Source organism: Mergibacter septicus (genome assembly GCF_003265225.1).
GTDB classification, from domain to species: domain Bacteria; phylum Pseudomonadota; class Gammaproteobacteria; order Enterobacterales; family Pasteurellaceae; genus Mergibacter; species Mergibacter septicus.
On the sequence record NZ_CP022013.1, the window covers coordinates 1,114,521 to 1,135,974 of the forward strand.

Here is a 21,454-nt window from a genome sequence, read left to right on the forward strand (position 1 = left end):
TACTTACTCTCTTTTTTAGAAATATGTACTAGATTTATTCTCTGAACCTGTAACAACAGGACGTTCAGTAAATTGAGGTTGAATAGACAATTGCTGTAATTGCTGTTCAATTTGAGTTAAACGCTGATTAAATTCATTTAATCGTTTTAACTCCTGATCAACATTTACTTTTAAAGTTGCTAAATGTTGTAATTCATCAGCCAATTTTTCGCTAATAAACTCAATCGCCATTTCTTGTTGTTTAAAACGGTCATCGTCCGTTTTATTTTTGTTGTTAAACAATGCTTTAATCTTCTCAACTAAAGCTGTTTTTGATTTACTTTCGTTTTCATCAAACTGAATTAACACGTCAATTGCTTCACTAAATAAATTAGTCGGATTATTCTTTCTTTCAGAAAATGGATTGACTTCAGCTTGTGCAGCAAAACTTAGAATTTGAGTGCCAAGACTTGCGGGGTTATCTGTTACAGCTAAACCGACTAAATAAGCTTCACCTGTATCAGCAAAACTCGGGTCGATTTCAACTGAGGTATAAATTTTCTGCCCACTTTTTACTAGAGAGATTAATTCATTAGTTGGTTGAATTTGAGCGAGAAGTTGCAACTTGCCGTCATCTCGTTCTTGTAGTTTTAAGCTTGTTACGTCGCCATATGATTTAGAATGTGGTTCATCAGGAGAGAAATAGCGGAATTTGATATGTTCTAAATTAATTCTTGCTCCGTATGTGTTTTTTGGATCGTAATTTTTCGCCATTTGTTCTAGCCATTCTCTAGAAATTTTACGCCCGTCTGTTGTTGCCCCTTCCGTTGCAATAACAAACCATTTTGATTTTTTCCCCATATTCTCAAATCCTGTTTTAATTGAATATTCATGCTATTACGTTAGGCTTTGATGTTTTCACTTTTATTGTCAGTCTTCAATTTAGAATAGCTGTTAAATTCTCGTTCACAAACTTAGCGACAATCAAAATCAAGTCTGTTCTTTTAAAGTATCGCCGTTATGGAAAGAATAGAAAAAAACACTGATATTAAAAGTTACGACCTGCATCTTAAACGCCAAGTCCAATTAAAATATTGGGCTGGGTATCGTATTTCTGAATTATCTCGAATTTTTGAATTACCCGTTTCAACTATTGCAAGCTGGAAAGATAGAGAAAAATGGGACGAAACTGCTCCGCTTGGTCGGATTGAAGTTTCACTTGAAGCTCGACTAAATTTATTAATCAGTAAAGAGCAGAAAACTGGCGGCGATTTTAAAGAAATAGATTTGCTTTTTCGCCAAATTGAACGTACTGCTCGGATCAAGAAATATAGCAACGGAGGAGGAAATGAAACTGACCTGAACCCTAAGTTAAAAAATCGTAATAAAGGGGAAAGGAAAGTTGGAGATAAAAACCCAATTAGTGCAGAACAAGAAGAAGCTTTAATTAATGGCTTCTTACCTTTAATGTTTGGTTATCAGAAAATCTGGTATCAAGCAGGCGAACAATATCGGATTAGAAATATTTTAAAAAGCCGTCAAATTGGAGCTACTTATTTTTTTGCTCTTGAAGCCTTGGTCGATGCGTTAAAAACTGGACGAAATCAGATTTTTTTATCAGCTAGTAAAAAGCAAGCGTTGCAATTTCGTTCTTATATTTGTGATTATGCTCGTAAAACAGCCGATGTTGAATTAAAAGGCGAAACTATTCTCTTACCAAATAGTGCGGAACTTATTTTTTTAGGAACAAACTCAAAAACCGCTCAATCTTATCACGGTAATTTATATTTTGATGAAATCTTTTGGGTACAAAAGTTTGATGAAATGCGAAAAGTAGCAAGTGCTATGGCATCTCAAAAGCAATATCGTCAAACCTATTTCTCTACCCCTTCAACTATTGCTCACCCAGCTTATCAATTTTGGTCGGGTAAACAATTTAATAATGGCAGACCTGAGAGTGAACAAAAAGAATTTAATATCTCTCACGAGTTTTTGAAAACTGGACAAGTTTGCCCTGATGGACATTGGCGACAAATAGTGAATATTTATGATGCGGAAAAAGGTGGGTGTACTTTATTTGATATTGAACAGTTGAAACTAGAAAACTCAATTGAAGAATTTGAGCAGTTGTTTATGTGTCAATTTATTGATGATAAAGCTTCTGTCTTCAAATTTAGTTTATTGCAAAAATGTCAAGTTGATTCGTATGAAACTTGGAAAGACTATAAGCCGTTTTATGCTCGCCCATTCGGAAACAGGGAAGTGTGGCTTGGTTATGATCCTGCTTACACTGGGGATCATTCCGCACTAGCAATTATTGCTCCGCCAAAAATAGACGGTGGTGTTTTTCGTATTTTACATATTCATACTTTTCACGGTATGGAATTTGAAAAACAAGCAGAGATGATTAAGCATTATTGCGATAGCTATAACGTTACTCGTTTAAGTGTAGATAGAACAGCTATGGGAGACGGTGTTTATCAATTAGTAAAAAAATTCTTCCCTCGTGCAACAGGTTTAACTTACAACGTCGATTTGAAAAATGAAATGGTGTTAAAAACATTAAATTTAATTCAAAAACGACAATTAGAATACGATTTAGGTGATAACCAAATCACTACTAGCTTTATGACAATTAAAAAACAACCAACTAAAAGTGGTCGTCAGATGACTTATGTTTCAGATCGTTCAAAAGATTCGTCCCACGGCGACATTGCGTGGGCTATTATGAATGCCATGGTTCATATTCCTTATTCTGGTCAGAATGCCTCGAAAGTTACTATTATTGAATGCTAAGGAATTTTTATGCAAGACAAGAAAAACGTAATGACATTTACATTTGGTGAACCTGTCCCAGTATTAGATCGCAGGGAAATTATGCAATATTTTGAAACTACATTGCTTTATAACAAATACTATTCCCCGCCAATTAGTTTTAGTGGACTAGCAAAATCTTATCACTCAACATCTCATCATTCTAGTGCATTGAGCGTAAAAAAGAATATTCTACTTAGTACTTGTAAAACATCTAATCTTTTATCAAGAACAGAACTTGAGAAATTTATCAATGATTTTTTAATTTTTGGCAATGCTTATCTGTTTGTTCAGTTAAATAAATTGGACCAACCGTTAAAAATTACTAGTCCTTTAGCAAAATATATGCGACGTGGTGTGAATGCTGGGGAATACTATCAGATTACAACTACTAGTGAATATCAATTTCCAACTGATTGTGTTTTTCATTTAATTCAGCCAGATGTCAATCAAGAAATTTACGGCTTACCCGAATATATTTCCGCTTTACAATCTTCATTCTTAAATGAAGCAGCTACTTTGTTTAGACGTAAATACTATTTAAATGGAGCTCATGCAGGGAGTATTATTTATTTAACTGATGATATACAAAACCAAGCTGATATTGATAGCATAAAAGAACAACTGAATAAAGCAAAAGGAATGGGTAACTTTAAAAACCTATTTATTCATTCTCCGACAGGGGATAAAAAAGGGTTACAAGTTATTCCGCTTTCTGATATTTCTGCTAAAGATGAATTTCTCAATATTAAAAATACTAGTCGTGATGATATCCTTGCAGCCCATAGAGTTCCTCCGCAATTAATGGGAATTATTCCTAATAATACAGCAGGATTCGGTGATGTTGAAAAAGCAGCAAGGGTATTTTTTATTAATGAAATAGAACCATTGCAAAGACGTTTAGAAGAAGTGAATAATTGGATACAACAGAATTTTCCAAGTGTTAAGAAACCCGTTATTTCTTTTGATAAATATGAACTATTAAAAGAAGATAAATATTAATCTGAAAAAGCGGATCCTAGTTATCAATACTAAAAGACTTTAACCAGCCACCCTAGCCACCTGAAACGGTGGCTTTTTTTATTTATCACAAAATCGCTAAGTAGCAATAACTACACTTTAAATACTTCAAATACGCTAAATACTTGAACAATATTGTTCTACCCTTGTATTTCAAAAAATCGCAATCTTAGCCTCGCCTCGCTCGCACACTAAATAAACATCTTTCTACGCAAATTATGAATAGCGATCCTTTCAGTTTACGCCTAATCTAAAACAGATCCTTTTTTTTAGATCTTTATACGCAAAACAACGAACAATAACGCACAAATCACAATAAAAATTTACAAAAATATACTCAAAATAATACAACTGTTCTTTTTTATTCTTACTTAAAGTAAGTTAATGATTTTTATAAAAATACTACCCCACTCGGTCGCACCATTCAGCTAAAAATCCCTAAATTCACCTACTAAGATCCAAATTAGCCTTTTAAGATATTTTATTGAAATTAAAGCCTGTTGTTTTTCAAGTTTTTTTGCTCTTCGTAACTTTGTTTTAATGCACCGGATAATTGTTTAGTCGCTTTTTCCGCACTTTTAAACAGCGCAGTTATTTTATCCACTGCACTTAATAGCACTTGTAAATTTAATTTATTCATAACTTGCCTTATCTAATTGACTTTATAGACTCTGTTTTTAATAATATTCAATACCTTTTACAATACGGGTAATCACAATGGCGTTTTTATCTATTGCAATAATCCTCTTTGGTTTACTTTCTGGTCTTACTCTTATTTTTTCTACAACACTTATGGCAATAATCAGCGGGATATACCTGTTTTTAATTACTCTACCTGTATTACTTATTATCGCTTGTTTAGTGATATTTCCTATGCTTGCGGTAGTTTTTTATTTAGAACCTACTGCTATGATCCCTTTTGCAATAATTCTTTTCATTAATCTTATTTATCACCGCAAAGATATTTATCTTTGGTTATATGAATTATTAAGTAATGCTAAAAAGAGGAAATAATGCTGACATTTATTTTTGCAATCATTTTTGTTATCGCTATTCTTATGACACTTGTTATAGCATTTATTACTCCTTTAATGTTCTTGGGTGCAGTTATTTGGAGTATTGTTTCCGCTTTCAAAGACGATATATTACTTGGTTGCATTACCTTAATTAGCCTTATATCGGCAGTCTTATCTTATTTTTATCTTGTCGATAGTGTGTTTTTTTCTTTCCTGTGTTTCTGGTGGGTTCTTAGCTTACAAGGGCTGTTATTACACGCATTGAAAATTAAAATTTCTAATTAGAAACTTAATATTACCAACCATCAAAAATTAGAAATTATATTAAATTAATCTTTTATACTTCTACACCTAGTCATCATTTTTCATTATCTTAAAAATGTCGATAAAAAATCATAAATAAATCATTATAACAACAAAATTAAGATATAAAAAAACCACAGCTTAAAGTGTGGTTTTTTTATATGAATAAGCTTATTCAATTACTTTAATGTAATTTCTACCTTATATTTAGCCGTTGAGCCTTTACGTGCAAAATTTCTTGGTTGAAGAATTCTGATTTCATATTCTCCTGTAGCAGGTAAAGTATAAGCCTCCTCTTCAAGGAAATCGTCATAACCATATAAAACAACTTGTGCATTACTCTCTTTTAACAATGAATTGACTGTTAATACTTGTCCTTTTTCTGCCATAAATGTAATTTTTTTCATTTCATAGCCAGTAATTTCACCAGAATAAGTGTGTGTTAATGCCACACTTTGTACAACTGGTTGGGTTGTTTTAGCAGATTGAGTGTGTGTTGCTTGCTCATCACTATTACACGCTGCTAAAAACGTTGCTATTATGCTGACAGCTAAAATTGATTTTAATCTTGACATACAATTTCCTCTATTATTACTAAATTAAACAGAAAATAGTTTTTCTAAATGTTAAATGAAAAAATACTAACACAACATTAACCTAACCACCTTTTATCTGTTTTATTATTTATTTGAATATAATTCGATTATTATCGTGATAAATCACCGCTCGTCCAGTCCGAGCAAAGCCGATTAAACTAAAGTCGTGTTGTGCAGCAATTTGTAACGCTAACTCAGTCGCCGCAGATACAGTGATTAACATTTCCATACCAACGGATAACGCTTTTTGTACCATTTCATAGCTTGCTCGGCTAGTAGCTAATACAAATCCTACTGGTTTTATTAGCTGTTGACTATACCAACCGATTAACTTATCTAATGCAACATGGCGTCCAATATCTTCTCGAATCGCTAAGAGATCACCTGTTATATTAAAAAAAGCACAAGCGTGTAAAGAGCCTGTTTGTTGACCTAATTTTTGTTGTTGTGTTAGTTGTTGAAGACAATGATCTAAGCGGTTTAAATCAAACTGAAAAGTTGCCTTTACTGGAGAAAATTGCTGTCGAATCTGTTTTAACTGCTCACTACCACAAACACCACACCCCGTTCGTCCGACCATTGTTCGTCTTCGTTCTTTTAATCCACTAAATCGCCGACTAGAAAGCTCTATTTGAATTTCAATGCCATTCGATACTGGTATTATCTCTATTGCATAAATTTCTTTAGGGTGTTGAATAATTCCTTCAGTTAAAGAAAAACCTATGGCAAAATCTTCAAAATCCTGTGGGGTACACATCATTACAGCGTGTGAAATGCCGTTGTAAACTAATGCAACAGGCATTTCTACTGCAAGATAATCATTCTCAATTTTATTGAGTGAAAATTGATATTTATCGAATTTTTTGACCTTTCTTTTAATGATCTGCGTCAAACTTCATCTCCAAGTGTTCATTTATTATTCTCTTTTAAAGAATATCTCAAGCCTTACATTTTGATTGTAATCCGAATTAAGAGTAATCTACAAGCTGATGTATTAATTACATTTCCGTTACAAATCTTACACAAACTTTCAAACTAACTCTATTCATTATATGTAAAGGAGTATCTATGCAGATCACTAGAAGAAAATTCTTCAAGATCTGTGCAGGTGGAATGGCAGGAACATCTGCCGCAATATTAGGTTTCACTCCCGAAACTGCATTAGCGGCACCTCGCTCCTATAAATTATTGCGAGCCAAAGAAACTCGCAACACCTGTACTTACTGTGCTGTCGGCTGTGGAATGTTACTTTACAGTCTTGGCGATGGTGCTAAAAATTCTATTGGAAAATTATTACATATCGAAGGTGATCCAGATCATCCTGTTAGCCGTGGTGCTTTATGCCCTAAAGGTGCAGGTGCTTTAGATTATGTAAATAGTCCTCGCCGTGCTTTATATCCTGAATATCGTCCAGCGGGTTCAACAAAATGGCAACGTATCTCTTGGGACGAAGCAATCTCCCGTATCGCTCGTTTAATGAAAGATGATCGTGATGCCAACTTTATTGAAACTAATCAAGATGGCACACCAGTTAATCGTTGGTTAACAACAGGTATGCTAGCTGCTTCTGCTGCGAGTAATGAAACAGGATTGTTGACCCAAAAATGGGCAAGAATGCTGGGATTAGTATCTATTGACAACCAAGCGAGTATCTGACACGGACCAACGGTAGCAAGTCTTGCTCCATCATTTGGTCGAGGTGCGATGACCAATCACTGGGTTGATATCAAAAATTCTGATCTCGTTATCGTGATGGGTGGTAACGCCGCTGAAGCACATCCAGTCGGTTTCCGCTGGGCAATCGAAGCTCAGAAAAAAGGGGCGAAAATTATCGTGGTTGATCCACGTTTCCACCGTACAGCCGCCGTATCCGATATTTATATGCCGATTCGTTCAGGTACGGATATTACATTCCTATCCGGTGTGATTAACTACCTCTTAACTCACGATAAAATTCAACACGAATACGTTAAATACTATACTAACGCCGCTTATCTTGTTGATGAAGGCTTTGGCTTTGAAGATGGATTGTTTACAGGATACGATCCAGAAAAACGTGTTTACGATAAATCTACTTGGAATTATCAATATGATGAGGAAGGTTACGCCAAACGTGATTTTAGTTTACAAAATCCACGTTGTGTAATAAACCTATTAAAACAGCACGTTTCTCGTTATACCCCTAAAGTTGTTGAAAATATTTGTGGCACTAAACAACAAGATTTCCTGACTTTCTGTCAAGAAATAGCAAAAACATCTGCTCCAGAAAAAGCTGCAACCTTTCTATATGCATTAGGTTGGACACAACATACCATCGGTTCACAAAATATCCGTACTATGGCAATTATCCAATTACTACTCGGTAATATTGGTGTCTCTGGTGGTGGTGTAAATGCGTTGCGTGGGCATTCTAATGTGCAAGGTATTACTGATTTGGGACTATTCCCGCATATGTTACCGGGCTATATGCCATTACCAACAGATAAAGATGTTGATTTAACCACTTATCTACAACGTATTACCCCTAAAGCCTTGGAAAAAGGGCAAGTAAACTATTGGGGGAATGCACCAAAATTCTTTATCAGTTTACTGAAAACATTCTTTGGTGAAAAAGCAACCAAAGAAAATGATTTTGGCTATCATTTCTTACCTAAAACTAATATTCGTTACGATCATTTCCGTTTTATCGATATGATGTATGCAGGGAAAGTAAATGGCTATATCTGCCAAGGCTTTAACCCTATCGCTTCTTATCCTGATAAAAATAAGGTCTCCAAAGCATTAAGTCGTTTAAAATTCTTAGTGGTGATGGATCCATTAAAAACAGATACTTCAGAGTTCTGGCAAAACCACGGAGAATTTAACGATGTCGATAGCCAAGATATTCAAACTGAAGTCTTCCGTTTACCAACAACTTGCTTTGCTGAAGAAAATGGTTCAATCGCAAACTCAGGACGTTGGTTACAATGGCACTGGAAAGGACCTGATGCACCAGAATATGCTAGAACAGATAACCAAATTCTTTCTGCTCTACGTGCTGAATTACTCAAACTGTATGCCGAAGAAGGTGGTAAAGGGATTGAGCAACTACACGCTACCGCTTGGGATTATCTCGATCCATTAGAACCAACCACCGAAGAATTAGCGAAAGAAAACAATGGTTATGCTTTAGCGGATATTAAAGATGCTAAAGGAAATATTTTGGTTCACAAAGGTCAGCTATTACCAAGTTTTGGTTTACTGCGTGATGATGGTTCAACCTCTGCTGGAAACTGGATCTATGCAGGACAATGGACAGAACAAGGTAATATGATGGCTCGCCGTGATAATTCCGATCCATCTGGTTTAGGCAATACATTAGGTTGGGCATTTGCATGGCCATTAAACCGCCGTATTATCTATAACCGTGCTTCTGCAGATCTCCAAGGTAACCCTTGGGCGCCAGAACGCCAATTAATTAAATGGAATGGTAAAAACTGGAATTATATTGATATTGCCGACTATGGTTCAGCCCCACCGGGAAGTGATGTTATGCCATTTATTATGCAGCCAGAAGGCGTCTCTCGCTTATTTGCATTAGACAAAATGGCAGAAGGACCATTCCCTGAACATTATGAGCCGATAGAAACGCCGATTGGAACTAATCCACTTCATCCAAATGTAGTGTCAAATCCAGTAGCAAGAATCTTACCAAGTGATAGCGATACTTTTGGTTCTCATCAACAATTCCCTTATGTTGGCACAACTTATCGTTTAACAGAGCATTTCCATTTCTGGACAAAAAATTCAATGTTAAATGTGATTGCCCAACCAGAGCAGTTTATTGAGATCAGCGAACAGCTAGCACAAGAAAAAGGGATTAAGGCTGGAGATTGGGTGAAAGTCAGTTCTTACCGTGGTTATATTAAAGCCGTTGCAGTGGTTACGAAACGGATTAAACCATTAGAAGTGAATGGTAAAACTGTTCATACCATTGGTATTCCAATTCACTGGGGCTTTTCAAGCTTAGGCAAAAAAGGCTTTTTAGCCAATCTTCTTACTCCGAGAGTAGGAGATGCTAATACTCAAACACCTGAGTTTAAGAGCTTTTTAGTCAATATCGAAAAAACCACGGAGGCTTAATAATGGCTGTACAAACTCAAGATATTATCAAAGCCTCTGCAACTTCAGGGCTAACACCACCGCCACAAGATCGCAACCATAAAGTTGAAGTGGCAAAACTGATTGACGTAACGACCTGCATTGGTTGTAAAGCTTGTCAGGTAGCCTGTTCAGAATGGAATGATCTTCGTGGAGAACCGGGTACCTGCAATGGTACCTATAATAATCCTGTTGAATTAGAGGCTAAAGCTTGGACGGTCATAAAATACGATGAAGTAGAAGAAAATGACCGTTTAGAATGGTTAATGCGAAAAGAAGGCTGTATGCACTGCTCTGATCCAGGGTGTCTTAAAGCCTGCCCTTCGCCGGGAGCGATTATCCAATACGCTAATGGGATCGTTGATTTCCAATCTGATAAATGTATCGGTTGTGGATATTGTATTGCGGGCTGCCCATTTAATGTCCCTCGTATTAATCCAGCGGATAATCGAGCCTATAAATGCACCCTTTGTTCTGATCGGGTAAATGTTGGGCAAGAACCTGCTTGTGCAAAAACTTGTCCAACTGGTGCTATTCATTTTGGTAGTAAAGCAGATATGCTTGAATATGCAGAAAAACGTGTAGCTGAACTAAAAAAACGAGGCTATCAACACGCTGGAATTTACGATCCTCAAGGCGTGGGTGGTACTCACGTTATTTATGTACTTCATTATGCTAATAAACCAGAATTGTACTCAAACTTACCACGGGATCCGCATATCAGTGAAACGGTTCAAATCTGGAAAGGCGTCTTAAAACCACTTGCTGGTATGGCAATGGGAGCATTAGCACTTGGTGCTGCTGCACACTATATTGCGGTTGGACCAAATACTGAAGCATTAGAAGATGAAGAAGAGGCAATCGATCCACTTGATGATCCACACCACCAACAAAAAGGAAAATAAGAATGGTTGATTTAAACAAAAAAGTAATTCGTCATAACACGAAAGAACGTTTAAGTCACTGGCTTGTTGCTCTCTGTTTTTTTGCAACAGGTCTTTCAGGCTTATCCTTCTTTTTTGCTGATTTTTCGTGGATTGCGGATATTCTAGGCACACCACAACTTGCCCGTATCGTTCACCCTTTTACTGGATTGGTGATGATTATCGCTTTTATGGTGTTATTTAAAACTTACTGGAGAGATAATCTAATCGAAAAAGGCGACTGGCAATGGTTATTTAATATTATTGAAGTATTGAAAGGGAATGAACACCACGTTGCTGATGTTGGGCATTACAATATGGGGCAGAAATTACTGTTCTGGACGTTAATCGCTGCATTATCGATCCTATTAGTCACAGGCATCATTATGTGGCGACCATACTTTGCCGCCTATTTCTCTATTCCAGTAATCCGTATTGCAATCTTATTGCATGCTACCAGTGCAATTGCCCTCATTCTAGGCATTATGGTACATATTTATATGGCAATCTGGGTTCGAGGTTCAATCACTGGTATGGTTGAGGGAAAAGTAACAGCCCGTTGGGCAAAAAAACACCACCCTCGCTGGTATCGTGAAGATATTGAACCCTTACTTAAAAAACACGGAAAAAAACAGTCTGAAAGGAAATCATAATGGGTATTCGCATTCTTCCAGAAAGCGAAATCAAAAAAACAGCGGCGGGGCTTACTAGCCCCCCGTTACTTTTCGCTAATCCAAAAATTTTATATCGCCGTAGAGCAGAACGTTTACGCCAGCTTGCACAGGACAATCCACTAGCTGACTATTTAAATTTTGTAGCTAAAATCGTTGATATACAGCAAAATCTACTAGAACAACAGCCTATTCCGCTAGATCAACGCCTTCAAGCACAACATTTATCTCCCGAACAACTAGCGAAGCAACCTCTTTCTGTGCAAAATTGGCAGCGTGATCCTATTTGGATCACCTTGTTACGCCAACTGTTAACCGCTTGTCAAACTCTCAATGAGAATGAAATTATCTCAACGACTATTGAGAATTTACAAAAAACCTCGGATAAACAATTAGAGACACTCGCAGACCAACTGTTAACTGAAAATTTTACAACGGTAGCTAGCGATCAAGCGATCTTTATCTGGGCAGCACTCAATTTATATTGGGTGCAACTAGCCCAACAAATTCCTCATAATGCCAGAGCAGAAGGTGGATCTCGTCATCGTTGTCCTGTTTGTGGTTCTGCCCCTGTTGCCTCAGTGGTTCAACTTGGGACTATTCAAGGTTTACGCTACTTACACTGTTCGTTATGTGAAACTGAATGGAATGTTGTCCGCAGTAAATGTACAAATTGTGAAGAAAGTGCACATTTAGATTACTGGTCTATTGATAATGAAAATGCAGCGATCAAAGCAGAAAGCTGTGGAGATTGTGGAAGCTATCTTAAAATTCTTTATCAAGAAAAAGATCCGCATGTTGATGCTGTTGCTGATGATCTGGCAACTATCTTTCTTGATTTAGAAATGGAAAAACAAGATTTTGCTCGTAGTGGGATTAATCCATTTATTTTCATTAATGAATAGCTTCAAAAGCTTAGATTTATTTCAACAAAAATCTAATCCCTGCCAGCACTTTATCCTGAAATAAAGTGCTGGTTATTTAGACTAATAACATCACTTGACCTAGAAATAAGATACCGTAGAATGCCATTTAGAACACCGTATTTATTGATAGGAGATTTAAAAATGAGTAATTTAAGTTATTTCAAAAAGTTATTTGAAAGATCCTCAACAAAAAGTGAACCTGCTGAAGTTAATCCTACTATTGAAGAAAAAGCCCAAGCATTTCTTACTGCTTTAGGTGGGAAAGAAAATATCAGTAAAATAGAAGCCTGTATTACCCGTTTAAGAGTAACACTGCTTGAATACAAAAAAGTAGATGAAGCCAAACTGAAAGCATTAGGTTCAATGGGGAACGTAAAAGTAGGTAAGCAAGAGTTACAAATTATTCTGGGTACTGAAGCAAAATTAATTGCAAATACAATTAAAAAGATAATTGAATAATTTTTTAATAATACAAATGTTATAAAAAAATAGGGGTTTATCTAATCCCTATTTAATTTTTAAATTAGTATTCCCAACTTTCAGGATCAATGCCCTTTTCTCGCATTAATACTTTTGCACTCTCTGGAATCTCATCGTGGCGTTCTTTTAATAGATCTTCATCTGTTGGTAATGGTTGTCCCGTAAAAGCGTGCAAAAAGGCTTCACACAGTAATTCACTATTTGTTGCGTGGCGTAAATTATTGATTTGTCTGCGGGTACGTTCATTAGTCAAAATTTCTAAAACCTTTAAAGGAATGGAAACAGTGACTTTTTTTACTTGTTCACTTTTTTTTCCATGTTCTGCGTAAGGGCTAATATATTTTCCGTCCCACTCTGCCATAATTCACCTTTTACCATATATAATTACCATAAAAAAATCACGGCTATTTTAATAAAAAACCACAAAAATAACAAATCAACGACAATTTTAAATGCAAATCTAATCTTGTTGACTACCCTTTTGATTTAATTCTAAAAAGTTCGTGTTAGAATAATGCCCGTTTTTTGCAACCAAGCATTTAAAGGAGGCATCACCCAATGAACGAACCTAGATCCTATCTTGAGCAACGAAAACAAGTTCATAAATTCGGTGGAAGTAGTCTTGCTAGCGCTGAATTAATCAAAGCAATGGCAAATAACATTCATCATTATGGTGATGACAATGATCTAATTATCGTTTCGGCTATGGGAAAAACCACGAATCATTTAATTGAATGGGTCGAAAATGCCATAAAAAATCCTTTAATTGCCCATCGTATTTTACAAACTCTAAAAAACTATTATTTATCAATTAGCAAACAACTCCTCGCCGATCCTGAACCAATTAACCGTGAATTTTTAGATGATTTACTCCGCTTATCTGCACTTTTAGATCAACCCTTTTCAGACCAAATTTATGCTGAAGTCGTTGGTCATGGCGAAATTTGGTCAGCGAGATTAATCGCAGCGTATCTGACCCAATTAGAAATGCCTGCTATTTTTATCGATGCAAGGCATTTTATGTTTGCTGAGCATACGATTCTCCCCCAAGTTAATGAAAGTATCAGCCGTGCTAAACTACAACAAATTCTCGCTACTTATCCTAACCAGCGTTTAGTTATTACAGGCTTTATTAGCCGTAACCAACATGGAGAAACCGTTTTACTCGGTCGCAATGGTTCAGATTATTCAGCAACACAAATTGCCGCTTTAGCAGGCATCAATAAAGTAACACTCTGGAGTGATGTAGCAGGGGTCTATTCAGCCGATCCACATGAAGTAAAAAGTGCTGAACTACTTACATTTTTACGTTTAGATGAAGTCAATGAACTTGCTCGGCTTGCAACCCCAATTTTACATACTCGCACCTTAGAGCCTGTTAAGCATCATCAACTAACACTTGAACTTCGTAGTAGTTTAAAGCCAGAAAAAGGGATAACACGCATCGAACACGCCTTAAGCACCTATCCACGAGGAAAAATTATTACCTACCACAATAAAATAGGCATAATTGAGTTAGTCATTCCTAAAAATCAGCAAATAGATAGTTGGCTAAAACGCTTGCAGTTATGGTTAGAAGAAAAACAGTTAGATCCATTAGTACAACATCTTGATCAACAAAACCGTACTTTGCAATTAGCCTATACAAATGAGTATATCGATCAAATCTTTGTTTTCTTTAAACATTTACCACTGATTACTGATTCTATTTCAATCCGTTATGATCTCGCTTTGCTCGGGCTTGTTGGGGCTGGGGTGTGCCAAAATTCATTGCAAATGCTACGTTTCTCACAATGGTTAAAAACCCAACCTGTTGAATTAATTTGGCAATCTCCACAAAATATCAGTATTGTGGCGTTACTCCGTCAACCAGTGAATAAAGAGCTATTACGCAGTGTGCATGATGATCTTTTTCGAGCACATAAAAAAATTGGTATTGTCGTTCTTGGAAAAGGAGAAGTTGCCAAAACGTGGTTAAATTTGTTTCAAACTGAACAAGAAAAAATTGCCGCCCGCAGTCATTTCGATTTTTCATTGGTCGGAATAGTTTCAAGTCAAAAAGCTTGGTTAGATTATCAAGGATTACTACCTCAACTTACTGAAACAGAACTGGATAATATTTTTGATCAGCACGCCCAAACTCTCCAACCTACCGAACTGTTACAATGGCTAAAACAACACCCATTTGATGAATTAGTTATTTTAGATATTACCAATAGTGATCTAGTCGCTAAACATTATATTGATTATGCGAAGCACGGCTTTCACGTCATTAGTGCCAACAAACGTGCTGCCGCATTTGAATTAGAACAGTACCACCAAATTGAGAATGCGTTCTATCAATCTGGTAGCCATTGGTTATATAACGCAACCGTGGGCGGAGGATTACCGATTAATACCATTGTGCAGGATCTGGTCGAAAGTGGTGATACTATTCTTTCAATTGAAGGCACTTTTTCAAGTACACTCGCTTGGTTATTTTATCAATATGATGGCACTACTCCCTTCTCACAACTAGTTGAATCAGCTTGGCAACAAGGTATGACGGAAAGTGATCCCCGAGATGATCTTAGTGGCTTAGATGCTTTACGTAAACTACTGATCGTTGCCCGTAGTGCAGGCTATAACTTAGACAAAAAAGATGTCAAAATTCATTCTTTAGTACCGAATGGTACAGAAACATTACCCTTATGTGATTTCTTTGAACAATTACACCAACTAGATCAAAAAATCTTTGAACGTTATCAAGATGCCCAAGATGATCATCTGATGCTCCGCTATGTAGCACGTTTTCAATATAATGGGCAATCAAGCATTAGTCTAGATTTACTCTCTCCAGAAGATCCTATCAGTCAAACCCTTCCGGGGGAAAATTTATTTTTAATCAAAAGTTTATGGTACCGAGATAATCCTTTAGTGATACACGGACCGAGTTCAGGAGTCAAACTGACTGCGGGTGCAATTCAAGCGGATTTAAACCGCTTAGTAAAATTATTATAAAAGGAGAACACAATGATCCGTACTAATCCCATCATTGCTATTATTGCTGGTGAAGTTTCTGGCGATATTCTCGCTGCAGGATTAATCAATGCTTTAAAAATTCGCTATCCAGATGCCAAATTTATTGGTGTTGCAGGACCACAAATGGTTGCTGCAGGTTGTGAAAAACTTGCGGATATGGAAGAATTAGCCGTTATGGGGCTAACTGAAGTGATTAAACATCTACCAAGATTATTAAAATTACGCCAATCTCTGCTTAAACAATTCCTTGCCCTAAAACCCGATATTTTCATTGGTATTGATGCCCCTGACTTTAATTTAGATCTAGAAATTAAATTAAAACAAAACGGAATTAAAACCCTTCACTACGTTAGCCCTTCGGTGTGGGCATGGCGACAAAAAAGAGTACATAAAATAGCTAAAGCAGTAGATATGCTGTTAGCCTTATTACCCTTTGAAAAAGCTTTTTATGATCGGTTTAATGTGCCTTGTCGTTTTGTTGGACATACAATGGCAGATAGCCTGCCATTAAAACCTAATCGTGATGAAGCTTGTCGTTTATTAGGCATCGATCGACAACAACGCTACCTCGCATTACTACCGGGAAGTAGACAAGCAGAAATTGAATTTCTTGCCGAACCTTTTCTACAAACTGTACGCTTATTACAGCAAAAATATCCTAAGTTACAAGTCCTCGTTCCTCTTGTCAACTCTAAACGTAAAGCTCAGTTTGCACAAATTGTGGCAGAAAAAGCAACTGACTTAAACCTAACGCTCTTAGATGGGCAAGCTCGCCAAGCAATGATCGTTGCTGAAGCAACGCTATTAGCTTCAGGCACTGCGGCACTTGAATGTATGCTATGTAAGTCGCCAATGGTAGTGGCTTATCGAATGAAAAGTAGTACTTATTGGCTGGCAAAACGTCTAGTTAAAACTAAATATATTTCATTACCAAACTTACTAGCAGATCAAGCGATTATCCCTGAAATGATCCAAGCGGATTGCCAAGCAGAAAAATTAGCTGAAAAACTTTCAATCTATCTGGAAACAACACCACAAGCCCGCTTAAAACGTCATTCCTTGCTACAACGCTTTACCGATCTACATCGTTTAATTCAGCAAGATGCAGATCATCAAGCGGCTCAAGCGGTTATCGATCTGCTTGAACACCCGATGCAACTTCCAGATACTCAAAAAATATCAGGAGAAGTAAAAAATGACACGCTTTAATTATCCGAATATTGACTTAATCGCTGGCGTTGATGAAGTTGGGAGAGGTCCTTTGATTGGAGCTGTTGTTACTGCCGCAGTTATCCTCGATCCTAATACACCGATCCTAGGATTAAATGATTCTAAAAAGCTATCTGATAAGAAACGATTAAGTTTAGCCGAAGAAATTAAAGCAAAAGCTCTCGCTTGGAGTTTAGGGCGAGCCGAAGCAGAAGAGATAGATCAACTTAATATCTTACACGCCACAATGTTAGCCATGCAAAGGGCGATTGATAATCTTAAGATCCGTCCTAATTTTGTCTTAATTGATGGCAATCGAATTCCACCACAACTCACTATCCCTGCTCAAGCGGTGGTAAAAGGCGATAGTTTAGTCGCAGAAATTAGCGCCGCCTCTATTTTAGCAAAAGTTACTCGAGATCAAGAGATGTTAATCTTAGCTGAACAATATCCCGAATACGGATTTGAACAACATAAAGGCTATCCAACTAAACTACATTTAGAAAAATTAGCCACCTATGGTGCTTTACCCCAACATCGTAAAAGTTTTGCACCTGTTCGCCGAATATTAGCGAATAAAACTTAAAAATCATTGGAAATAACTATGCCAAATCAAGTAACCGCATTAAATATCTACCCAATAAAATCAAGCCAAGCTTATCCTTTGCGACAAAGTGAAGTTTCACCTCAAGGCTTAGTTTTCGATCGTACTTTTATGCTAACCGAGTTGGACGGGCATTTTATTACTGCTCGTAAAGATGCAGAACTATTCAAATTTTCTTCAATTCCCGCTTGGGATAGCCTACAAGTCATTCATCAAGATGGCTCTCAAATTCTTGTCAAACATCAGGAATTTACCACCGAAACAAGCTGTCAAGTATGGGACGATCAATTTAACGCTCTTATTGCACCCGAAAAGATCAACCAGTGGTTTAGCCAAAAAATTGGACGTCCAGTGCAACTTCGTTGGTTAGGAGAGAACAGTCAGAGAGTTATCGAAAAATACCCTACCCACCCTCTATCCTTTGCTGATGCTTATCCGATTTTACTGGTTAGTTTGTCCTCTCTCACCAAACTACAACAACACTGCTCACCTTTGCTAGATATCCAACAATTTCGTGGAAATATTATTATTAATGGAGATCAACCTTTTTCTGAAGAAAACTGGCAAAAAATCCAAATTGGTGAAGTAACTTTTCTACACACTAAGCCTTCAACTCGTTGTATTCTCACCGCAAGAGATCCTAACACAGGGGAACTAGACCCTCGCCTAGAACCATTTCGTAGCTTAAAAAAACTGAATAGAAACGCACAAGGAGAACCCGTTTTTGGGATCAATCTTTTACCACTAAACAGTGGGATTATTAAAGTTGGAGATGAAATTAATATTCTGGAATATCGCACAATATCTTAAAAAAGATAAAGGGCTATTCAAAAAATAGCCCTTTGGAAATTTAAAATATTGAGAAAATAATGGCGTATAACCGAATTACCCTTCAATTAATTCTCCCACAATACTTCTTGTTTCTAATTTGACTGTGGTTAATTTTAATTTAACCGTTTGACCAAGTTGATATTTTCTTTCGCCTTTAATATATAAAGCTAATTGATCACTATTTACCGCTATTTCTTCTTTATTTGAATGTAAAGTTGGCAAAGGAATAAAAACAGTGGCACCATTGTCATTTAAAACTACTCTTAATCCACCACGTGAGATATCAACAATCTCAGCCTGATATTCAAGATTTTGTTCAACTTTAGGTGCAAGATAAATTGCATATAGCCAGTCGGCAATATCTCGTTCAACTAAACGATTTTGTTTACGTGCTTCTTGTAAACGTGCCAGAATACTAGCTTCAGGTGGTTGGCAAGGTTGCTGGTGTAATACGGCTTTAATTAAACGGTGATTAACCATATCGCTATATTTACGAATGGGTGATGTCCAAGTCGCATATCCTTCTAAACCTAAACCGAAATGCGGTGCTAATTCCGTTTTAAATTCAGCAAAAGAGAGATAACGGCGTAATCTCAATTCTAAGTAATGTTGTTGCTCCCCTTCCAGATCACGTTGCATTTGGCAGTAACCTGCTAATGTTGTGAGCTTATCTAAAGCATAACGTTCCGCTAATTGTGCCGTATTTGACTGATCGGCTAAGTTATCTAATAAAAATTGTTGTGCATTTGCTAAGAATTTTTTATCAAACCCACTGTGGGTGTTGAAAATACCACAACCTGCATTTTTGGCTAAGAATTGTGCTGCACAAATATTAGCGACAATCATACATTCTTCAACAATACGGTTTGCAATGCGGCGATATTCTGCTCGAATCTCTTTAACCTCACCATTTTCAGCCAAAATAAAACTATAATCAGGACGATCTTTAAATATCAGTGCGTGTTTAGTACGCCAATCAATCCGTGCGAGGGTAAATTGATGCAATGCTTTAATTTGTTGTCGAGTATCCTCATCTACTGGTTGCCATCTTCCTGTTATTTGCTCAATAAAATCCGATACATCGTCATAAGCTAATTTTGCTTTTGATTCAATCCAAGCTAGTTGAAAACTAGGTTCATTAACTAAAGCCCCCTCTAAATTCACTATTAATTGACACACTACCGCTGGACGTTTTTGCTGTGGCATCAGGGAACAGAGTTGATCCGATAATTCTCGTGGCAACATTGGAATATTAAAGCCTGGCAGATAGTTGGTAAAACAACGTTGTCTCGCATCACGTTCAATTTGGCTATCTTCTGGAATATAAGCAGTTGGATCCGCAATCGCTACCCATAATTGCCACCCTCTTTGTTGCTGTTCTACCGTATAAATCGGTTCAATATAGAGTGCATCATCCATATCCTGAGTAGATACTGAATCAATGGTAACAAAATGTAAATGCGTCAGGTCTTGACGTTCCACGCTCTGATCAAAAGGATAGTCGTCTAGTCCTATAACTGGTTCTCTTGGTTGTTGATGGCGTGCTAACGTTACCCACCAAGGTGCAAATTGATCATCAGCTCGACAGATTAATTGCTCTACTTTTGCACTAAAGAAACGTTGATCTCGTAAAGGATGATTTTTTAAAGTTGCAACAACCCAATCTCCATCAGATAATTTTTGTTCGCATTGTTTTGATACACTAGCAGAAATAGGCTGTTTAATATTGGGATGATCGACAAAAAGTTGTAGTTTATTATCTTTATTAAAATGAACTCGAGCAATAAAACGGGTTAAAAACGGCTCCAATAAACTCTCTGGTTCTGCCTGCTCTTTACCGTCCACCGTTTCAATTAATGCACAAATTTTATCGCCGTGCATCACTTTTTTCATCGCTGGTGGAGGAAGAAAATAACTTTTTTTATCACATTCTAAAAAGCCATAAGCTTTATCTGTGCTTTTTACCGTGCCTTCAACTTTTGGTTTATTATCACGAATTTGTTGTTTTAACTGACTTAATAAAGGATTATTTTGAAACATTAGTGTATGGTTCGCTAAATTGATAGTTATAGAGAAAGGGCGTAGTTATTACTACGCCCTATTTAGTGAAAAAGAAATTAAGCTAAATCTAATTCACTCATCGCAGTAATACTAAAACCTGCATCAACATGTAGCACTTCACCTGTGATACCAGCTGCTAAATCTGAACATAAAAAGGCGGCAGTATTACCTACATCTTCGATAGTAACGGTGCGACGTAATGGGGCAGTCCCTTCAAAATGGCTAAGCATTTTCTTAAAGTTTTTAATACCTGAAGCGGCTAAAGTACGAATTGGACCTGCTGAAATTGCATTAACTCGCACGCCCTCTTTCCCCATTGCTGCCGCCATATAACGTGTATTTGCTTCTAATGAAGCTTTCGCTAAGCCCATCACATTATAATTAGGAATTGCACGTTCAGCCCCTAAGTAAGAAAGTGTAACTAATGCAGCACCCGGGTTTAAATGAGGACGAGCCGCTTTTGCCATTGCAACAAAGCTATATGCACTAATATCGTGAGCAATACGGAAACCTTCACGATTAACCGCATTAACATAATCACCATCTAGTTGATCCCCCGGTGCAAAAGCAATAGCGTGAACAAAACCATCAAAGTTATCCCAATGTTTATTTAATTCTGCAAAACATTGTTCAATACTTTCATCTGTTCCTACATCACAAGGAATAACAATTGATGAACCTAATTCTTTGGCAAATTCTTCTACTCTACTTTTTAGTTTATCATTTTGATAAGTAAAGGCTAATTCAGCCCCCTCACGACGCATTGCTTGAGCAACACCATAAGCAATTGAACGATTACTCGCTACACCTGCAATTAAAATACGCTTGTTAGTTAAAAAACCCATATTATTTTCCTTTTG

The 21,454-nt window shown here is 36.8% G+C and carries 19 protein-coding genes; 12 read left to right on the forward strand and 7 right to left on the reverse strand.

Annotated features, from left to right (window positions below):
* Window positions 1-15: 15 nt before the first annotated feature.
* Window positions 16-840, reverse strand: a complete 825-nt coding sequence (locus CEP47_RS05295) for a GPO family capsid scaffolding protein (RefSeq protein WP_261920610.1) — start codon at window positions 838-840, stop codon at window positions 16-18.
* Between the two features lie 159 nt (window positions 841-999).
* Here CEP47_RS05295 and CEP47_RS05300 point away from each other — a divergent pair, with 159 nt between their 5' ends.
* Both CEP47_RS05300 and CEP47_RS05305 read left to right on the forward strand, forming a co-directional pair.
* Window positions 1,000-2,775, forward strand: a complete 1,776-nt coding sequence (locus CEP47_RS05300) for a terminase large subunit domain-containing protein (protein WP_261920609.1) — start codon at window positions 1,000-1,002, stop codon at window positions 2,773-2,775.
* A gap of 9 nt (window positions 2,776-2,784) precedes the next feature.
* Window positions 2,785-3,795: a phage portal protein gene (locus CEP47_RS05305; RefSeq protein ID WP_261920608.1), complete on the forward strand. Its 1,011-nt coding sequence runs from the start codon at window positions 2,785-2,787 to the stop codon at window positions 3,793-3,795.
* A 508-nt stretch (window positions 3,796-4,303) separates the two neighbouring features.
* Here the strand turns inward: CEP47_RS05305 and CEP47_RS05310 are convergent.
* On the reverse strand, window positions 4,304-4,453 hold the full coding sequence (locus CEP47_RS05310; RefSeq protein ID WP_261920607.1) for a hypothetical protein: 150 nt from the start codon (window positions 4,451-4,453) through the stop codon (window positions 4,304-4,306).
* 77 nt (window positions 4,454-4,530) lie between these two features.
* Here CEP47_RS05310 and CEP47_RS05315 point away from each other — a divergent pair, with 77 nt between their 5' ends.
* Window positions 4,531-4,827 carry a hypothetical protein gene (locus CEP47_RS05315; RefSeq protein WP_261920606.1) on the forward strand — a complete coding sequence of 99 codons (297 nt, stop codon included), beginning with the start codon at window positions 4,531-4,533 and terminating at the stop codon, window positions 4,825-4,827.
* Window positions 4,828-5,311: 484 nt separating this feature from the next.
* Here the strand turns inward: CEP47_RS05315 and CEP47_RS05320 are convergent, their stop codons facing one another.
* Window positions 5,312-5,707, reverse strand: a complete 396-nt coding sequence (locus tag CEP47_RS05320) for a hypothetical protein (protein ID WP_261920605.1) — start codon at window positions 5,705-5,707, stop codon at window positions 5,312-5,314.
* A gap of 109 nt (window positions 5,708-5,816) precedes the next feature.
* Window positions 5,817-6,620, reverse strand: coding sequence for a formate dehydrogenase accessory sulfurtransferase FdhD (gene fdhD / locus CEP47_RS05325; protein WP_373463124.1), 804 nt, complete (start codon window positions 6,618-6,620; stop codon window positions 5,817-5,819).
* Between the two features lie 176 nt (window positions 6,621-6,796).
* Here fdhD and fdnG point away from each other — a divergent pair, with 176 nt between their 5' ends.
* The 5 genes from fdnG (at window position 6,797) to CEP47_RS05350 (ending at window position 12,847) form a co-directional block, all read left to right on the forward strand.
* Window positions 6,797-9,850, forward strand: coding sequence for a formate dehydrogenase-N subunit alpha (gene fdnG, locus CEP47_RS05330; protein WP_261920604.1), 3,054 nt, complete (start codon window positions 6,797-6,799; stop codon window positions 9,848-9,850).
* A gap of 2 nt (window positions 9,851-9,852) precedes the next feature.
* Window positions 9,853-10,773, forward strand: coding sequence for a formate dehydrogenase subunit beta (gene fdxH, locus CEP47_RS05335; RefSeq protein WP_261920603.1), 921 nt, complete (start codon window positions 9,853-9,855; stop codon window positions 10,771-10,773).
* A 2-nt stretch (window positions 10,774-10,775) separates the two neighbouring features.
* The gene (locus tag CEP47_RS05340; protein ID WP_261920602.1) at window positions 10,776-11,444 is read left to right on the forward strand and encodes a formate dehydrogenase subunit gamma; all 669 of its coding nucleotides are present in this window, start codon (window positions 10,776-10,778) and stop codon (window positions 11,442-11,444) included.
* Window positions 11,444-12,367, forward strand: coding sequence for a formate dehydrogenase accessory protein FdhE (fdhE, locus tag CEP47_RS05345; protein ID WP_261920601.1), 924 nt, complete (start codon window positions 11,444-11,446; stop codon window positions 12,365-12,367). Before CEP47_RS05340 ends, fdhE begins: the two co-directional genes overlap by 1 nt.
* Before the next feature lie 162 nt (window positions 12,368-12,529).
* Window positions 12,530-12,847, forward strand: coding sequence for a PTS glucose/sucrose transporter subunit IIB (locus CEP47_RS05350; protein WP_261920600.1), 318 nt, complete (start codon window positions 12,530-12,532; stop codon window positions 12,845-12,847).
* A gap of 64 nt (window positions 12,848-12,911) precedes the next feature.
* On the opposite strand, the gene metJ is transcribed toward CEP47_RS05350, so the two are convergent.
* On the reverse strand, window positions 12,912-13,229 hold the full coding sequence (metJ, locus tag CEP47_RS05355; RefSeq protein WP_261920599.1) for a met regulon transcriptional regulator MetJ: 318 nt from the start codon (window positions 13,227-13,229) through the stop codon (window positions 12,912-12,914).
* A gap of 197 nt (window positions 13,230-13,426) precedes the next feature.
* On the opposite strand from metJ, the gene metL reads away from it, so the two are divergent.
* From metL to CEP47_RS05375, 4 genes are read left to right on the forward strand one after another with little or no spacing between them, the layout of a single operon-like run.
* Entirely contained in the window at window positions 13,427-15,868 is a 2,442-nt protein-coding gene (gene metL, locus CEP47_RS05360) for a bifunctional aspartate kinase/homoserine dehydrogenase II (RefSeq protein WP_261920598.1), read from the forward strand.
* 12 nt (window positions 15,869-15,880) lie between these two features.
* Entirely contained in the window at window positions 15,881-17,098 is a 1,218-nt protein-coding gene (lpxB, locus tag CEP47_RS05365; protein WP_261920597.1) for a lipid-A-disaccharide synthase, read from the forward strand.
* Entirely contained in the window at window positions 17,085-17,684 is a 600-nt protein-coding gene (rnhB, locus tag CEP47_RS05370; RefSeq protein WP_261920596.1) for a ribonuclease HII, read from the forward strand. The genes lpxB and rnhB overlap by 14 nt, the downstream gene beginning before the upstream one ends.
* An 18-nt stretch (window positions 17,685-17,702) precedes the next feature.
* On the forward strand, window positions 17,703-18,512 hold the full coding sequence (locus CEP47_RS05375; protein ID WP_261920595.1) for an MOSC domain-containing protein: 810 nt from the start codon (window positions 17,703-17,705) through the stop codon (window positions 18,510-18,512).
* Between the two features lie 75 nt (window positions 18,513-18,587).
* On the opposite strand, the gene rnb is transcribed toward CEP47_RS05375, so the two are convergent.
* Together rnb and fabI are read right to left on the reverse strand one after the other, a co-directional pair.
* Window positions 18,588-20,573: an exoribonuclease II gene (gene rnb / locus CEP47_RS05380; protein WP_265482608.1), complete on the reverse strand. Its 1,986-nt coding sequence runs from the start codon at window positions 20,571-20,573 to the stop codon at window positions 18,588-18,590.
* Between the two features lie 77 nt (window positions 20,574-20,650).
* Entirely contained in the window at window positions 20,651-21,439 is a 789-nt protein-coding gene (gene fabI, locus CEP47_RS05385) for an enoyl-ACP reductase FabI (RefSeq protein ID WP_261920594.1), read from the reverse strand.
* Window positions 21,440-21,454: the final 15 nt, after the last annotated feature.